Raw genomic sequence first — 17242 nt, forward strand, 5'->3', positions numbered from 1 at the left:
CGCACGCGGTCGGGCGGAGCCTCTCCCGCGCCCGGTCAGCCGGCGGTGGCCCGCAGTGCCAGCCGGGTCTGCGTCTGGCCGGCGCCGGCCGACCGCTTCAGCCGGCGCAGCAGCGTGTCGAGCTGTGCGGTGTCCTCCACGTGGACGTGCAGGAGATAGTCGTAGGGCCCGGTGACGTGCACGGCGTCACGGACGCAGGGCTCGTTGCGTGCCAGCGCGAGGAACGCGTCGGAGTCCTGATCGGGCCGGAGCCTGACGTCGACGAATGCTTCGAGGGTGGTGCCACGGCGGGGTGCTGACGATGGCGTCAGGTCGCTGAGGATCGCGCGGTAGCCGAGGATCGCGCCGTCGTTCTCCAGACGCCGGACCCGTGCCGCGGTCGCGTTGGTGCTGAGACCGATCTCGCGGCCGAGTGCAGCGAACGAGATGCGGCCGTCGATGGCGAGAATGTCGGTGATCTTCTGATCGATAGCGTTCACGACGAACATCCTCTCGTCGTGCAGACGATCTGTCGTGGCGACGGAGGCGGTCGGGGACGCTCGAGGCATGGAGATCGTCGCAGCGTTCGGTAGCGGTGCCGTCGCGGGCCTCGGCGTCGCCGTGCCGCTGGGGGCGATCGGGGTGCTGCTCGTCCGCGAGGGGATGGACCGTGGGCTCCGCGGGGGTGCGGCCGGTGCTGTTGCGGTGGCTCTGGTCGACACCCTCTACTGCGGGGTCGCGGTCGTCGGCGGGGCCGTGGCCGCTCCGCTCGCCGACCGTCTCGGCGACTGGCCCACCGCGATCGCCGCGGTCGTCGTCCTCGTGATCGCCGCATCGGGGGTGCGCAGGGCGGTACGGGCGCCAGGACGAGAGGACCCGGTGGTGTTCGGCCGTCCCTCGCGCCGGTTCCTGCTCTTCCTCGGGCTGACGGCGATCAACCCGGTCACGCTGGTCTACTTCACAGCGATCGCGATCGGGTTTCAGGGGCTGCTGAGGGGGTCCTGGCACGTGGCCGCATTCGTCGTCGGGGTCGCGCTGGCATCCCTGGCCTGGCAGCTGCTGCTCGTCGGTGCGGGTAGCGCGCTGCGGCATCGAATCTCGGTGCGGCTCCGCAAGGTCACGACATTGATCGGCAACGGCATGGTCGCGGCGCTCGGCGTCGCCATGCTCTTCCGTGCGATCCGCTGAGGACGGCGACCCAACACCGTTGCTGCAAAGTTGCAGCAACGGTACAGTCGCTGGAGGTCGCGATCTGCGCGCCCGGTCGACGAAGGAGTCCTCCATGGTCCGTGCCTCCCGCCCACCCCTCAGACGCCGCGGGGTCGCCGCCCTCGCGGCGCTCACCGTCGCCGTCCCGGGACTGGCGCTGGCGTCCGGTGCCAGCGCCGCCGACGAACGCACGGTGACGCTCGTCGGCGACCTGCAGACCGAGCTGGGCTGCGCCTCCGACTGGGACCCGTCGTGCGAGGCCACGCGGCTCGCCGCCGCCGGCGACGGCCTCTACGCCGCCGATGTCGACCTCCCCGCCGGCTCCTACGAGTACAAGGTCGCCCTGGACGGCGCGTGGGACGAGGCGTACGGCCGCGACGGTACGGACGCCAACGCGCCCCTCGTCCTCGGCGGCGACGCGCGGCTGCGGGTGACCTACGACGACGCCACGCACCGTGTCGCGCTCACCCCGCTCGACCTGGCGGGGGAGTACGACGACGCCGCGGACGACGCGATCGTCCTGCCCCCCGTGCGGCAGGCCGGCGCCGACGAACGCTTCTACTTCGTCATGACCGACCGGTTCGCCAACGGCGATCCGGACAACGACACCGGCGGCCTCGACGGCGACGCCCTCGACCACGGGTTCGACCCGACGGACAAGGGGTTCTACCACGGCGGGGACATCGCCGGCCTGCGCGAGCACCTCGACTACATCGAGGGGCTCGGGACGACGGCGATCTGGCTCACGCCGTCGTTCATGAACCGCCCCGTGCAGGGCACCGGTGACGACGCCAGCGCCGGCTACCACGGCTACTGGATCACCGACTTCACGCAGATCGACCCGCACCTGGGGACCAACGCGGAGCTCGAGGCGCTGATCGAGGACGCGCACGCCCGCGGCATCAAGGTCTACTTCGACATCATCACCAACCACACGGCCGACGTCATCGACTACGCCGAGGGCGAGTACTCCTACATCGACCAGGCCACGGCGCCCTACACCGACGCGGCCGGCGAGGTCTTCGACCCGGCCGACTACGCGGGCACCGACGACTTCCCGGAGCTCGACGCCGCCACCTCGTTCCCCTACACGCCGGTCATCGCGCCCGAGGACGCCGACGTCAAGGTCCCGGCCTGGCTCAACGACCCCACGCTCTACCACAACCGCGGTGACTCGACCTGGACCGGGGAGTCGGTGACGTTCGGCGACTTCGTCGGCCTCGACGACCTCATGACCGAGCACCCCACGGTCGTGAACGGCTTCGTCGAGGTGTACTCCGACTGGATCGACCTCGGGATCGACGGCTTCCGGATCGACACCGTCAAGCACGTCAACCCGGAGTTCTGGGAGGTCTGGTCGGCGGAGGTCATGGACTACGCCCGCGCCCAGGGCAAGGACGACTTCTTCATGTTCGGCGAGGTCTACGACGCCGACGCGCGCCTGCTCTCGCCGTACGTGCGCGACACCGAGATGAGCTCCGTGCTCGACTTCGCGTTCCAGGCGTCCGCCACCAGCTTCGCCAGCGGCAACAGCGCCAAGGGCCTGGCGAACCTGTTCGCGAGCGACGACCGCTACACGACGCCCGAGACCTCGGCCGCCGCGCTCCCGACGTTCCTCGGCAACCACGACATGGGGCGCGTCGGGTACATGCTCGCCGGCACCGACGACCCGCTCGCCCGCACCGAGCTCGCCCACGAGCTGATGTACCTCACGCGCGGCCAGCCGGTCGTCTACTACGGCGACGAGCAGGGCTTCGCCGGCAGCGGCGGGGACAAGGACGCCCGTCAGACCCTCTTCGCCACGCAGGTCGACTCGTACGCCGACCAGCCGCTCGTGACCGGCGAGACCGCGGGCAGCGTGGACCGGTACGACACCGACGCACCGCTGTACACGCACATCGCCGCCCTCGCGGCGCTGCGCGAGGAGCACCCGGCACTGTCGCAGGGTGCTCAGGTCGAGCGCCACGTCGCCGACGGCGCGGGCGTCTATGCCTTCAGCCGTGTCGACCGGGACGAGAAGATCGAGCACCTCGTCGCCGTCAACAACACGTCGGCGGCCCGCGAGGCGACCTTCACGACGCTCACCCCGGGAGCGGACTACGAGGTGCTGCACGGCGACGGGGAGCCGGTGACGGCCGATGCCTCGGGCGAGGTGACGCTCACCGTGGGTGCGGCCTCCGCCGTCGTCCTGGTCGCCGACCGGACCGTCGGCGCCGAGACCGACGGCAGCATCGCCGTCGAGGTCCCGGCGCCGGGAGCCGCGCTCGAGGGAACCGCCCCGGTGCGGGCCGCGATCGACGACGCCTGGGCCGAGACGAGCTTCGCCTGGCGGGAGGTCGGCACCACCGACTGGCAGCCGCTCGGCACGGCCGAGGACACCACCCCGCGGCTGTTCCACGACGTGGACGGGCTCGGCGAGGGCACGCTGGTCGAGTACCGCGCGGTGACCGTCGACGCGGACGGCGACCGCGCCGCCGCCTCGACGTTCGCGTCCGTCGGTGTCGACGTCTCCGGCACGGTCGGTGAGGTCGGGCCCGACCCCGACATCGACATGGTGACGGTGCCCGGCAGCCACAACAGCGAGATGGGCTGCGCCGGGGACTGGACGCCCGACTGCGAGAGCGCCCGCCTCAGCGTGCGACCCGACGGCGTCTGGGCGGGCACCTTCGACCTGCCGGCCGGCGACTACGAGTACAAGGTCGCGCTCAACGGCTCGTGGGACGTCAACTACGGCGTCGGAGGTGTACAGGGCGGTCCCAACGCGACGTACACCCACGACGGCGGGAAGGTCACCTTCTACTGGGACCCGGTGAGCAAGGACTTCTCCTCCACGGCCCAGGGGCCGATCGTCACCCTGCCCGGCTCGTACCAGGACCAGGTGGGCTGCCCGAGCGCCTGGGCGCCGGACTGCCTCGCCACCTGGCTCAAGGACCCGGACGGCGACGGGGTGTACACCTGGTCGACCGACGCCCTCGACGGTGGCGCCTACGAGACCAAGGTGGCCCACGGCCTGAGCTGGGCGGAGAACTACGGCGTCGGCGGCGCCCGGGACGGGGCGAACTACTCCTTCAGCGTCGGCGACGGCGAGACCGTGGAGTTCTCCTACGACCTCGCCACGCACGAGCTGGCGATCGACGTGGCGAACCCGCCGCTGGACGGGGTCGGTCAGCAGGCCGCGCACTGGGTGCGCGAGGCGCTGGTGCTGGCCCCGGAGAGCCTCGGCACCGGGGACGACTGGACGCTGTGGACCGCCCCCGCCGGCGGGCTGCGGGTGTCCGACGGCCAGGTCACGGGTCCTGACGGCGGCGACCTGCCCGACGGCGCCCTCGCCGTCGAGCTGAGGCCCGCCGACGGCGTGCCGGACGACGTGGCCGACGACTTCCCGGCGCTGGCGGGCCACGCCCCGTTCGTGCCGACGTCGGACGGCGCGCCGCTGGACCGCGAGACGGTGGAGCGGCTGCTCACCGGCCAGCTCCTGGTGGTGCGCTCGGACGATGACGTCGTCACCGCGGCGACCGGGGTGCAGGTCCCGGGCGTGCTCGACGACCTGTACGCCGAGGCTGCGGCCGACCGTACGTTCGGCGCCGTCGTGCATCCCAACCGCAAGTGGGCCTCGTTCGCGCTCTGGGCTCCCACGGCCCAGGACGTCGACCTGCTGGTGTGGCCCGAGGGCCGCGACCTGGAGGCCGACCCGGACCGCTTCGACGCCGCTCGCCAGGCGGACGGCTCCTGGACGCTCGACGGCAAGCAGACCGACAAGAAGTACCCGTGGGTCGGTGCCCGCTACCGGTACGCCGTGGAGGTGTACGTCCCCGGGGACGTGGCACCCCACGGTTCGGTGGTGGTCAACGAGGTGACGGACCCGTACTCCGTGGGGCTGACGCTCGACTCCACGCACTCCGTCGTCGTGGGGCTCGACGACAAGAGGTGGCAACCGAAGGTCTGGCGCACCACCCCCCAGCCCGTCGTCGAGCGGCCCGTGGACCAGACGATCTACGAGCTGCACGTGCGGGACTTCTCGATCGCCGACGCCACGGTGCCCGAGGACGTCCGCGGGACGTACCTCGCGTTCGCCGAGGACGCCTCCGACGGCATGTCCCACCTGCGCGGGCTGGCCGAGGCCGGCCTGACCACGGTGCACCTGCTGCCGACGTTCGACATCGCCACCATCCCCGAGGCGCGCGCCGACCAGGAGACCACCGGTGACCTGTCCGGGTTCGCGCCGGACTCCACCGAGCAGCAGGCCGCGGTGGCGGCCGTGCAGGCGACCGACGGCTTCAACTGGGGCTACGACCCCTACCACTTCACGACGCCGGAGGGCTCGTACGCGGTGGACGCCGACGGCGGCGCCCGGGTCGCGGAGTTCCGCACGATGGTGGGCTCGCTGCACGACGCCGGACTGCAGGTGGTGCTGGACCAGGTGTTCAACCACACGGCGGCCAGCGGCCAGGACGCGAAGAGCGTGCTCGACCGTGTGGTGCCGGGCTACTACCACCGGCAGAACCCGATCACCGGGGCGGTCGAGACCAGCACCTGCTGCCAGAACGTCGCCACGGAGCATGCCCTGGCCGAGAAGCTCATGGTGGACTCGGTCGTCACCTGGGCCCGGGACTACAAGGTCGACGGGTTCCGCTTCGACCTCATGGGGCACCACTCCCGGGCGAACATGCTCGCGGTGCGCGAGGCCCTCGACGACCTCACGGTGGCCGAGGACGGCGTGGACGGGTCGGCGGTGTACCTGTACGGCGAGGGTTGGAACTTCGGCGAGGTCGCCGACGGCGCCCTCTTCGAGCAGGCCACCCAGGGCAACCTGGGAGGCACCGGCATCGGGACGTTCTCCGACCGGCTCCGCGACGCCGTGCACGGCGGGTCCCCGGTCGACGGGGCGTCGACCTTCACGCAGGGCTTCGGGACCGGGCTGTTCACGGACCCGAACGGCCGTGAGGCGCGCACGGGCGAGCCCGGCACGGTGAACGACGGCGGGGCGGACGAGGAGGCCGACCTCGCCCACCAGACGGACCTCGTGCGTCTGGGGCTGGCCGGCAACCTGCGCGAGTTCTCGTTCGTCGCCTCCGACGGCGAGCCCACGCGGGGCGAGGACCTCGACTACCGGGGCTCGCCGGCCGGGTACGCCGACTCCCCGGAGGAGGTCGTCACCTACGTCGACGCCCACGACAACGAGACGCTGTTCGACCTGCTGGCGCTCAAGCTCCCGCAGGCGACGTCGATGGACGACCGGGTACGGATGAACACGCTGTCGCTGGCGACGGCGGCGCTCGCGCAGACGCCGTCGTTCTGGCACGCGGGGACGGACCTGCTGCGGTCGAAGTCGCTGGACCGCAACTCCTACGACTCGGGCGACTGGTTCAACGCGATCGACTGGACGGGTCAGGACAACGGGTTCGCCCGTGGCCTGCCGATGGCGGCCGACAACGAGGAGAAGTGGCCGCTCATGGCGCCGCTGCTGGCCGACCCGGCGCTCACACCGGAGCCGGCGCACATCGCCGAGGCCTCCGGGCGGGCACGGGAGCTGCTGGAGCTGCGCGGCTCCACGGACCTGTTCCGGCTGGGGTCCGCCGAGCTCATCTCCGAGAAGGTGACGTTCCCGGCCTCCGGTCCGGACGCCGTGCCGGGGGTGATCGTCATGTCGATCGACGACACCGTCGGTACCGACGTCGACCCGGATCTGGACGGGGTGCTGACCGTCTTCAACGCCTCGCCGGACCCCGTGACGGTGGCGGTGGACGGCCTCGCCGGCCGCGACTACGGCCTGTCGGCTGTCCAGCGCGACGGCGGCGACGCCGTCGTGCGCGAGACCGCCTGGGACGCGGGCACCGGGACGGTCGCCGTGCCGGCACGGACGGTCGCCGTGCTGGTGGAGGACCAGGGCTGAGACCAGCCACTTCGGTCAAGAGTCGCGGCTTGCCTTCGCAGATCGAAGGCAGGCCGCGACTTTTTCTCCGTGTATGTCCGGTGTGATCCCTCACATGTCGTGACCAGATCGTGATCCTGGCCCGTTGACTTCGAGACTTGAAGCCAGCAATGTTGTCCCCGGCCTTCTTCCCGGGAGGCTGCGGTCCAGCCCCGACGGGGCGCCGACGGTGAAGGTCGCCGCCGGAGGACCCTCGACGACGAGAAGGAGCGCGAGGATGCGACTCGGCAAGAAGATGGGCGTGGTCGCCGCAGGTGCGGCGCTGGCGCTCACCCTGACTGCGTGTGCTGGTGACGGTGCGGGCAGCAGCAACGAGAACGCCACCGACGGTGAAGCCACCGAGGGCGGCACGATCGGTGTGGCGATGCCCACCGAGACCTCCGAGCGATGGATCGCCGACGGCAACGCCGTGCAGGCGGGACTCGAGGAGGCCGGCTACGACGTCGACCTGCAGTTCGCGGGCGACGACATCCCGGTCCAGACCCAGCAGATCGACGCGATGATCACCGGTGGCGTCGAGGCGCTCATCATCGCCGCGATCGACGGCACGGCCCTCACGAGCCAGCTCGACGCCGCCGCCGCCGCAGGGATCCCGGTCATCTCCTACGACCGCCTGATCCGCGACAGCGAGAACGTCGACTTCTACGTCTCGTTCGACAACTACAAGGTCGGCGTCGCCCAGGCGACCGCCCTGCTCTACGGCCTCGGTCTGACCGACGAGGCCGGCGAGCCCACCGGTGAGGAGGGCCCGTTCAACATCGAGCTCTTCGCCGGCTCGCCGGACGACAACAACGCGAACTTCTTCTGGGACGGCGCGATGGACACGCTCCAGCCGTTCTTCGACGACGGCTCGCTCGTGGTCCCTTCCGGGCAGACCGCGTTCGACCAGGCAGCCACGCTGCGCTGGGAGCAGGAGCGGGCGCAGAAGCGCATGGAGGACCTGCTCACCTCCACCTACACCGGTGGTGAGGAGCTCCACGGCGTGCTCGCCCCGTACGACGGCCTGTCCCGCGGCATCATCACGGCGCTCCAGGGCGCCGGCATGGGCGGCGACACGATCGAGGACGGCCTGCCGGTCGTCACCGGTCAGGACGCCGAGATCGCGTCGGTGAAGTACATCCAGGACGGTGTGCAGCAGTCCACGATCTTCAAGGACACGCGCAAGCTCGCCGACCAGGCCGTCATCGCCGCGCAGGCGTACCTCGCCGGCGAGGAGCCCGAGGCGAACGACACCGAGACGTACGACAACGGCGTCAAGACCGTGCCGTCGTACCTCCTCGAGGTCGACACCGTCTACGCGGACAACATCACCGAGCTGCTGGTCGACAGCGGCTACTGGACCCAGGACCAGATCGACGCCGGCCAGGCGTGACCTGATCCTGACCACCGGGCCCGCCGTCGACGCTTCCCCCGAGCGTCGGCGGCGGGCCCGGCCAGGGCTCCGCACCGGGTCGCCGGCGGCGGGCACACCCCAGAAGGAGGGACGAGGGCGCACATGAGCACCATCCTGGAGATGCGCTCCATCACGAAGGAGTTCCCCGGCGTCAAGGCGCTGGCCGGCGTCGACCTCGACGTCACCGAGCGGGAGATCCACGCGATCTGCGGCGAGAACGGAGCGGGCAAGTCCACGCTCATGAAGGTGCTGTCGGGCGTCTACCCGCACGGCACCTACGACGGCGACATCGTCCTCGAGGGCGACACGATGCGGTTCGGGTCGATCAACGACTCCGAGGACCGCGGCATCGTCATCATCCACCAGGAGCTCGCCCTGGTGCCGTACCTGTCCGTGGCCGAGAACATCTTCCTCGGCAACGAGACGCGCAACCGGTTCGGTCTGATCGACTGGGACAGCGCGAACCACCGGGCCGCCGAGCTCCTCGCCCGCGTGGGCCTGCACGAGAACCCCACCACGCCCGTCTCCCAGCTGGGCGTCGGCAAGCAGCAGCTCATCGAGATCGCCAAGGCGCTCTCGAAGCGGGTCAAGCTGCTCATCCTCGACGAGCCCACCGCAGCGCTCAACGACACCGACTCCGCGCACCTGCTGGACCTGCTGCGGAACCTGCGTGACGAGGGCATCACCTGCATCATCATCTCGCACAAGCTCAACGAGATCGCCGACATCGCCGACCGCACCACCATCATCCGTGACGGTCGGACGATCGAGACGATCGACATGGCCGACCCGGACTCGACGCAGGACCGCATCATCCGCGGCATGGTCGGGCGCTCTCTCGAGAACCGCTACCCCGACCGGACGCCGGACATCGGCGAGGAGGTCCTGCGGGTCGAGGACTGGCACGTGGACCACCCCACGCAGGCCGGGCGCAACATCATCACCGGTGCGTCGTTCAACGTCCGTGCCGGGGAGGTCGTCGGGATCGCCGGGCTCATGGGCGCCGGCCGCACCGAGCTCGCGATGAGCATCTTCGGCCGCTCCTACGGCCGCAACATCCGCGGCCGGATCTACAAGAACGGCCAGCAGATCCAGGTGCGCGACGTCGCCGAGGCGATCAACCACCACATCGCGTACGCCACCGAGGACCGCAAGCAGTACGGTCTCAACCTCCTGGACGACATCCGTCACAACGTGTCGTCGGCCGGCCTGGGCAAGATCTCGCCCGGCGGCTGGATCAACGGCAACGAGGAGCTGAAGGTCGCCGAGGAGTACCGGGCGTCCCTCAACATCAAGACGCCCAACGTCCTGGCCAACGTCGGCAAGCTCTCCGGCGGCAACCAGCAGAAGGTCGTGCTGTCCAAGTGGCTGTACACCGACCCGGACGTGCTGATCGTCGACGAGCCCACGCGAGGCATCGACGTCGGGGCGAAGTACGAGATCTACACGATCATCAACAAGATGGTCGCGGCGGGGAAGGCGGTCGTCGTCATCTCCTCCGAGCTGCCCGAGCTGCTGGGCATCTGCGACCGCGTCTACACCCTGGCCTTCGGTCGCATCACCGGTGAGGTCCCTGTCGCCGAGGCGACCCAGGAACGCCTCATGGAGCTCATGACGATCGAGCGCGACCAGCCCCTGCCCACGAAGGAACTGAACTCATGAACGTCATCGCCGGAGCCCGGGACCTCATGACCCGGCACCTGCGCGAGAGCGGGATCTTCATCGCGTTCGCGATGATCGTCGTCCTGTTCTCCGTGCTCAACCCGAACTTCCTGAGCCCGGGGAACCTGACGAACATCATCCTGCAGTACTCGTACATCCTGATCCTGGCCATCGGCATGCTCATGATCATCGTGGCGGGGCATATCGACCTGTCCGTCGGATCGGTGGTCGCGCTGACCGGTGCGGTCTCGGCCGTGGTGGTCATCAGGATGGGCATGCCGTGGTACATGGGCGTGATCGCGGCGCTCGTGGTCGGGCTGCTCGTCGGGATGTGGCAAGGGTTCTGGGTCGCCTATGTCGGTATCCCGGGCTTCATCGTCTCTCTCGCGGGCATGCTGCTCTTCCGTGGCATGACGTACCTGGTGCTCGACAACGTCTCCCTCTCGCCGTTCGGCGGCACGTACTACCAGATCGCCAACGGGTTCTCCAACGGGCTGCTCGGCGGTGCGGGCTTCGACGTCTTCACCGTGCTGATCTTCGCGATCGCCGTCGTCGGTTACGCCGTCAGCCAGTGGCGTTCGCGCCAGGGCAAGATCGCCTACCGGCAGACCGTCGAGTCGCTTCCCATGTTCGCCCTGAAGATCCTCCTCGTCGGCGCGGTCGTCATGTGGTTCGGCTACCAGCTGTCCCAGAGCCGTGGGCTGCCGCTGGTGCTGATCATCCTGGCCGTGCTGATCATCGTCTACGCGCTGGTGATGCAGAAGTCGGTCTTCGGCCGGCACATCTACGCCGTCGGCGGTAACCGCCACGCGGCCGAGCTCAGCGGTGTGAAGGTCCGTCGGATCAACTTCTGGATCTTCGTCAACATGGGCTTCCTGGCCTCCGTGGCCGGCATCGTGTACTCCTCGCGGATGAACGCGGCGCAGCCCGCGGCCGGCAACATGTTCGAGCTCGACGCGATCGCCGCCTGCTTCATCGGTGGTGCGTCGACCACCGGCGGCATCGGCCGTGTCGGTGGCGCGATGATCGGTGGTCTGATCATGGCCGTCATGTCCAACGGCATGCAGCTCATGGGGGTGCCGCAGTCGATGCAGCAGGTGATCAAGGGCCTGGTGCTCCTGCTCGCCGTGGCCTTCGACATCTGGAACAAGCGTCGCGCGGCCGCCGCGCGCTGATCCACCGACGACGGCGGGCAGGCGGGGCACTCCCGCCCGCCCGCCGTCGTCTTCTACACTCCGGTGCGTGAAGGGACGGCATCCCATGGCGGGATCCCAGTCGTCGCTGCGCGAGGCCAACCGAGCCCGCGTCGTGGACGCGGTGAAGAAGCACGGCGGGCTGACACAGGTCGAGCTGGTCGGTGCCACCGGGCTGTCCGCCGCGACCGTCTCCGCGATCGTCAAGGAGCTGGTCGCGGGGGAGATCGTCGAGGTCCGCAGCACCGTGCGCTCGGGCCGGCGGGCCCAGCTCGTCACGCTGGCGCACCGCGTCGGCCTCGTCGCCGGCGTGGTCGTCGGGTTCCGGCACCTGCGGGTCGCCATCGCGGACGTCTCGCACGAGGTGCTCGCCGAGCAGGTCCTGCCGCTCCCGGCCGACCACCGTCCCGACACCAGCCTCGACCGTGTGGCCCTGCTCGTCGTGGACCTGGTGGAGCGGGTCGGTGCCGGTCTGGACGAGGTGCTCGGGATCGGGCTGGGCCTGCCGGCTCCGGTCAACCCCGCCACCGGCATGGTCGGGCTGCGAGGGGTGCTGCGCGGCTGGGACTCCGTCCAGATCGCCCAGGTGCTGGAGAAGCGCCTCGCCCGCCCCGTCTTCGTGGACAACGACGCCAACCTCGGGGCGCTGTCGGAGTCCACCCTCGGCGCCGGGCGGGACCTGCAGGACATGCTCTACGTCAACGTCTCGCAGGGTGTGGGCGCCGGGCTGGTGGTCAACGGCCGGGTCCACCGCGGCACCGACGGGACGGCCGGGGAGATCGGTCACGTGCAGGTCGACCCCGCGGGTCGCATCTGCGCGTGCGGCAGCCGAGGGTGCCTCGAGACCGTCGTCGGGAGCCCGGCCCTGCTCGAACCCCTGTACCCCAGCTACGGCAACCTCACCCTGCGCGACGTGGTGCGGATGACCAAGGAGGACGACCCGGGCTGCCGGGAGATCGTGGCCGACGCCGGCTCGACCGTCGGTGGGGTCGTCGCCGCGCTGGCGACCGGGCTCGGCCCGCAGCGCGTCGTCGTCGGCGGTGAGCTCGCCGAGACCGGTGAGGCGTTCCTGGCTCCGTTGCGCGAGGCGATGCGCCGCCGGACGGTCCTGAGCCGGTCCGGTGGTCCCGACGTGGTGCCCGCCGCGCTAGGGTTGCGTGCCGAGCTCCTGGGTGCGATCGCGCTCGCCCTGGCGAGCACCGACCTGTTCGAGCGACCCGACAGCACCGACGACGAGGGAGCGGGAGGATGACGCTGCCCAACGACGGCACGCGCCGGCGCTCGCCCCTGCTCGCCCTGCACGAGGTGAGCAAGAACTTCGGTGCGGTCGAGGCGCTCGTGGGGGTCGACCTGGAGGTCCGGTCCCACGAGGTCGTGGCCCTCGTCGGCGACAACGGTGCCGGCAAGTCGACGCTCGCCAAGATCGTCGCGGGCGTGCTCGTGCCGGATGCCGGCCAGGTGGAGATCGACGGGCGGCCCGTGACGATCCACTCGCCGTCGGCCGCCAACGAGCTCGGTGTGGCGAGCGTCTTCCAGGACCTCGCGGTGTGCGAGAACCTCGACGTGACGGCCAACGTCTTCCTGGGCCAGGAGAGCCGCAACCGGATGGGCATGCTCCGTGACGGGCAGATGGAGGTCGACACCCGGCGCCTCCTGGAGCACCTCACGGTGCGGATCCCGTCGGTACGCACCCCGTTGCGCAACCTGTCCGCGGGGCAGCGTCAGGCGGTCGCGATCGCGCGCACCCTGATCGGCGACCCGCGGATCGTCGTGCTCGACGAGCCGACGGCGGCGCTCTCCGTGGCGCAGACCGGGGAGGTGCTCACGCACATCGAACGGCTGCGGGAGCTCGGGCTCGGGGTGATCCTCATCAGTCACAACCTCAACGACGTGCGTGCGGTGGCGGACCGCATCGAGGTCATGCGCCACGGACGCAACAACGGCTCCTTCCCCGCCTCGGCCAGCCACGAGTCGATCCTGGCCGCGATCACAGGAGCCGCCTGAACCCACTCGGTGACCGTCGACCGTCGACCATTCGGCGGCCGGTGCCCGAAGACCAGCGTCCGCCGCCCGGTACGGCGGACTGAAACGGAGGAACGCGATGAATCGACGACTGGCAGCAGGTGCTGCCGTCGTGGGGACGGCTGCCGCGCTCGCCCTGGCGGGTTGCGGGGCGGGCTCCAGCGAGGAGAGCGAGGGCGGCGGTGGCGCCGGCACGATCGGTGTCGCGATGCCGACGGAGTCGTCCGAACGATGGATCACGGACGGCCAGACCCTGGCCGCCGGCCTGGAGGAGGCCGGGTACTCCGTCGACCTGCAGTACGCCGGCGACGACACCGCGGGCTTCAAGCAGGCCGACCAGGTGCAGGCGATGATCGACGGCGGCGCCGAGCTGCTGATCATCGCGGCCGTCGACGGCGCCGGGCTCGGCGACCAGCTCGACGCCGCCGCCGCGCAGGGCATCCCGGTCATCGCCTACGACCGCCTGCTCCTCGACACCGAGGGCGTGGACCACTACGTGACGTTCGACAACTACGCGGTCGGCGTCGCCCAGGCCACCTCGCTGCTGCGCGGGCTCGGTGTCGTCGACAAGGACGGCGAACCCACCGGGGACGAGGGCCCCTACAACATCGAGCTCTTCGCCGGCTCGCTGGACGACAACAACGCCCACATGTTCTGGGAGGGTGCGGTCGACACGCTGCAGCCGTACCTCGACGACGGCGTCGTCGAGGTGCCGTCGGGCCAGACGGACATCGTCCAGGCCGAGTCCTGGCGCTGGTCCAAGGACCTGGCGCAGGACCGGATGTCGAGCCTGCTCGCGCAGTTCTACACCGACGACATCCCGCTGGACGGGATCCTCTCGCCGTACGACGGCATCTCGCGCGGCGCGATCACGGCGCTGGCCCTCGACGGTCGGGGCCCCACGATCCCGGACGGCATGCCGGTCGTCACCGGGCAGGACGCCGAGGCCGCGTCGGTCAAGCTGATCCGCGACAAGATGCAGTACTCGACGGTCTTCAAGGACACGCGCGTCCTGGCGCAGGTGGCCGTGGACGCGGCGCTGGCCTACCTGGACGGCGGCGAGCCCGAGGTCAACGACACCGACACGTACGACAACGGCGTCAAGATGGTGCCGTCCTACCTGCTCGACGTCGCGACCGTGAACCGCGGTGACGTCCAGGAGGTGCTCATCGACAGCGGGTACTACACGGCCGAGGAGATCGGCGAGGCCTGACGTCCTCCGCCGGGCGGGAGTCAGTGGAAGACGACGGTGCGGTGGCCGTCGAGCAGCACCCGGTGCTCGGCGTGCCACCGTACGGCGCGGGCCAGGGTGCGCCGTTCGACGTCCTCGCCGAGCGCGACGAGGTCGGTGACCGCGCGCGAGTGGTCGACCCGCTCGACGTCCTGCTCGATGATCGGCCCCTCGTCGAGGTCGCCGGTGACGTAGTGCGAGGTGGCGCCGATGAGCTTGACGCCCCGCTCGTGGGCCTGGGCGTAGGGCCGGGCGCCCTTGAAGGACGGCAGGAACGAGTGGTGGATGTTGATGACCTGACCGGACAGGTCGCGGCACAGGTCGTCCGAGAGGATCTGCATGTAGCGGGCCAGGACGACGAGCTCGACGTCGAGCTCGTCGACGAGCCCGCGCAGCCGGTCCTCGGCCTGGACCTTGGTGTCCTTCGTGACCGGGACGTGGTGGAACGGCTTGTCGTAGAACGCAGCGATGTCCTCCAGGTCGCGGTGGTTGCCCACCACGCCCACGACCTCGATCGGCATCCCCTGGTGACGCTCGCGGTAGAGGAGGTCGACGAGGCAGTGTGCTGCCCGGGAGACCATGACCAGCGTCCGCACCGGCCGGCCCACCACGTCCAGCGACCAGGTCATCTCGAAGGTGGCGGCGACGTCGGAGACCGCCGCCTCCAGCTCCTCGCGCGAGGCGTGCGACTCGACCTGCACGCGCATGAAGAACGTGCCGGATCCCGGGTTGCCGAACTGCTGCGACTCGGTGATGTTGCCGTCGTGGTCGGCGAGCATCCCGCTCACCGCGTGCACGATGCCGGGGCGGTCGGGGCAGGAGAGGCTCAGCACCCACTCGGTGGGGCGGCCGGTCGGTGCCGGCAGGCCCGAGGGCGGGGACGAAGGTGGCGTCGGCTGCGTGGTCACGCACGCCATTGTCGCCCACCGTCTGCCACGATGGGGCCATGAACGACACCACTGGCGTCCCGGACGATGCAGCGAGCGGCAGCACCGCGCCCGACAGGCCCACGCGGATCGCCCTGGTCACCGACGACCACGCCGGCGAGCTCCTGACGCTGCGGCGAGCGGCCTTCGTCTCCGAGGCGCAGCTGTACGACGACCCGAACATCCCGCCGCTGACCCAGACGCTGGCCGAGCTGCGTGAGGACATGGCGCGCGAGGACATCGTGACGATCGGCGCCTGGGAGGGCCACCGGCTGGTCGGCTCCATCCGCGTGGAGGTCGAGGGCCAGAAGGCGACGCTCGGCCGTCTCGCCGTCGCGCCGGACCAGCAGGGGCGTGGGCTGGGCACCACGTTGATGTTCGCGATCCTCGAGCACCTGCCCGAGCAGGTCACCGAGATCTGGGCGTTCACGGGCAAGGACTCCAAGCACAACCTCGCGCTCTACACGAAGCACGGCTACGAGGCGCAGTACGACGAGGCGGCCGGTCAGCTGACGATGACGTACCTGCGCCGGGTGCTGCACGCCGTCGACGCGCAGACCGTGGACGCGGCAGGCACCTCCGCCGACCGGCCGTGAGCGGCTCGGGACGGCGCACGGGTCGGCCGTCCATGGCGGACGTCGCGGCCGTGGCCGGGGTGTCGCACCAGACCGTCTCACGCGTCCTCAACGGCCACGCGAGCGTCCGTGGCGAGACGCGCGAGCGGGTGCAGGAGGCGATCGAGCAGCTGGGTTACCGGCGCAACAGCGCGGCCAGGGCCCTGGCGACGTCTCGCTCGGCGACCTTGGGCGTGGTGACCACGGGATCGGCGCTCTTCGGGCCGACCAGCACGCTCATCGCGGTCGAGGAGGCCGCGCGTGACAGGGGCTACTTCGTCTCGGTCGCGACGTTGCGGACCTACGACACCTCGTCGATGCACCAGGCGCTCGAGCACTTCATGGCGCAGGGGGTGGACGGGATCGTGGTCATCGCGCCGCACGACGACGTCGCGGCCGCCGTGGAGTCGTTCCGCGCGCCGGTGCCGGTGGTGGTGGTGGCTGCCCTCGAGGAGCGCCCGGAGTCGGCGCTCGCCCCGGGTTCCACGCCGTCGGCGACGATGTCGGTCGCGGTCGACCAGCGAGCGGGCGCCCGGGCGGCGACGGAGCACCTGCTCGGGCTGGGGCACGCGGACGTGCTGCACGTGGCGGGCCCGCAGGACTGGTTCGACGCCCGGGAGCGGGCGGCCGGCTGGCGCGAGGCCCTGGAGGCCCGCGGCGTGGTCCCCGCGCGGCCGCGCACGTGCTCGTGGTCGGCGAAGGACGGCTACCAGGCCGGCCGCGACCTGGCCGAGGCGGTCGTGGCGGGGGAGGGCCCGACGGCGGTCCTGGCCGGCAACGACCAGCTCGCCCTGGGGATCCTGCGGGCGTTGTGGGAGCGCGGCCTCAGGGTGCCGGACGACGTCTCGGTGGTCGGGTTCGACGACGTCGCGGGTGCGGCGTACTTCGTGCCGCCCCTGACGACGGTCCGGCAGCCGTTCGCCACGCTCGGTGCGCACTGCGTGGCGATGGTGCTGGCCTCGTTGTCGGGGGAGACCGTGGCGGTGGAGCGGATCGAGCCCGAGCTGGTGGTCCGTTCGTCGACGGGCCCGCCGCGTCGCCCCTGATCGTGGCGCCGGGCCGGGGCAGGTTGAGATCCGCC

Annotated in this window: 12 protein-coding genes; 10 read left to right on the forward strand and 2 right to left on the reverse strand. The window is 70.7% G+C overall.

Annotated features, from left to right (window positions below; all coding sequences use genetic code 11):
* Positions 1–35 precede the first annotated feature (35 nt).
* The gene (locus HDG69_RS04660) at positions 36–488 is read right to left on the reverse strand and encodes an Lrp/AsnC family transcriptional regulator (RefSeq protein WP_216645147.1); all 453 of its coding nucleotides are present in this window, start codon (positions 486–488) and stop codon (positions 36–38) included.
* 58 nt (positions 489–546) lie between these two features.
* Between HDG69_RS04660 and HDG69_RS04665 the strand changes: the two genes are divergently transcribed.
* The 8 genes from HDG69_RS04665 to HDG69_RS04700 all read left to right on the forward strand — a co-directional run bounded on the left by HDG69_RS04665 (position 547) and on the right by HDG69_RS04700 (position 14603).
* Complete coding sequence (locus HDG69_RS04665) at positions 547–1167, forward strand: LysE family transporter (protein ID WP_171782560.1); 621 nt, start codon at positions 547–549, stop codon at positions 1165–1167.
* A 94-nt stretch (positions 1168–1261) separates the two neighbouring features.
* Positions 1262–7081 carry a pullulanase-type alpha-1,6-glucosidase gene (pulA, locus tag HDG69_RS04670; protein WP_171782561.1) on the forward strand — a complete coding sequence of 1940 codons (5820 nt, stop codon included), beginning with the start codon at positions 1262–1264 and terminating at the stop codon, positions 7079–7081.
* Positions 7082–7337: 256 nt separating this feature from the next.
* Positions 7338–8492, forward strand: a complete 1155-nt coding sequence (chvE, locus tag HDG69_RS04675; RefSeq protein WP_171782562.1) for a multiple monosaccharide ABC transporter substrate-binding protein — start codon at positions 7338–7340, stop codon at positions 8490–8492.
* A 123-nt stretch (positions 8493–8615) separates the two neighbouring features.
* Positions 8616–10175: a multiple monosaccharide ABC transporter ATP-binding protein gene (gene mmsA, locus HDG69_RS04680; protein WP_171782563.1), complete on the forward strand. Its 1560-nt coding sequence runs from the start codon at positions 8616–8618 to the stop codon at positions 10173–10175.
* Positions 10172–11350: a multiple monosaccharide ABC transporter permease gene (mmsB, locus tag HDG69_RS04685; protein WP_171782564.1), complete on the forward strand. Its 1179-nt coding sequence runs from the start codon at positions 10172–10174 to the stop codon at positions 11348–11350. The genes mmsA and mmsB overlap by 4 nt, the downstream gene beginning before the upstream one ends.
* Positions 11351–11417: 67 nt before the next feature.
* Positions 11418–12620 (forward strand): ROK family transcriptional regulator, encoded by a 1203-nt coding sequence (locus HDG69_RS04690; protein ID WP_425484009.1) that lies wholly within the window; start codon positions 11418–11420, stop codon positions 12618–12620.
* Entirely contained in the window at positions 12617–13372 is a 756-nt protein-coding gene (locus HDG69_RS04695) for an ATP-binding cassette domain-containing protein (protein ID WP_171782565.1), read from the forward strand. The genes HDG69_RS04690 and HDG69_RS04695 overlap by 4 nt, the downstream gene beginning before the upstream one ends.
* A 97-nt stretch (positions 13373–13469) precedes the next feature.
* The gene (locus tag HDG69_RS04700; RefSeq protein ID WP_171782566.1) at positions 13470–14603 is read left to right on the forward strand and encodes a substrate-binding domain-containing protein; all 1134 of its coding nucleotides are present in this window, start codon (positions 13470–13472) and stop codon (positions 14601–14603) included.
* A 20-nt stretch (positions 14604–14623) separates the two neighbouring features.
* Here the strand turns inward: HDG69_RS04700 and purU are convergent, their stop codons facing one another.
* Positions 14624–15538 (reverse strand): formyltetrahydrofolate deformylase, encoded by a 915-nt coding sequence (gene purU, locus HDG69_RS04705; protein WP_171782567.1) that lies wholly within the window; start codon positions 15536–15538, stop codon positions 14624–14626.
* A gap of 29 nt (positions 15539–15567) precedes the next feature.
* Here purU and HDG69_RS04710 point away from each other — a divergent pair, with 29 nt between their 5' ends.
* Together HDG69_RS04710 and HDG69_RS04715 are read left to right on the forward strand one after the other, a co-directional pair.
* On the forward strand, positions 15568–16143 hold the full coding sequence (locus HDG69_RS04710; RefSeq protein WP_171782568.1) for a GNAT family N-acetyltransferase: 576 nt from the start codon (positions 15568–15570) through the stop codon (positions 16141–16143).
* A gap of 32 nt (positions 16144–16175) precedes the next feature.
* Positions 16176–17207 carry a LacI family DNA-binding transcriptional regulator gene (locus HDG69_RS04715; RefSeq protein WP_171782569.1) on the forward strand — a complete coding sequence of 344 codons (1032 nt, stop codon included), beginning with the start codon at positions 16176–16178 and terminating at the stop codon, positions 17205–17207.
* Positions 17208–17242 lie beyond the last annotated feature (35 nt).

Source organism: Isoptericola halotolerans (assembly GCF_013149785.1).
In the GTDB taxonomy this organism is placed as follows: domain Bacteria; phylum Actinomycetota; class Actinomycetes; order Actinomycetales; family Cellulomonadaceae; genus Isoptericola; species Isoptericola halotolerans.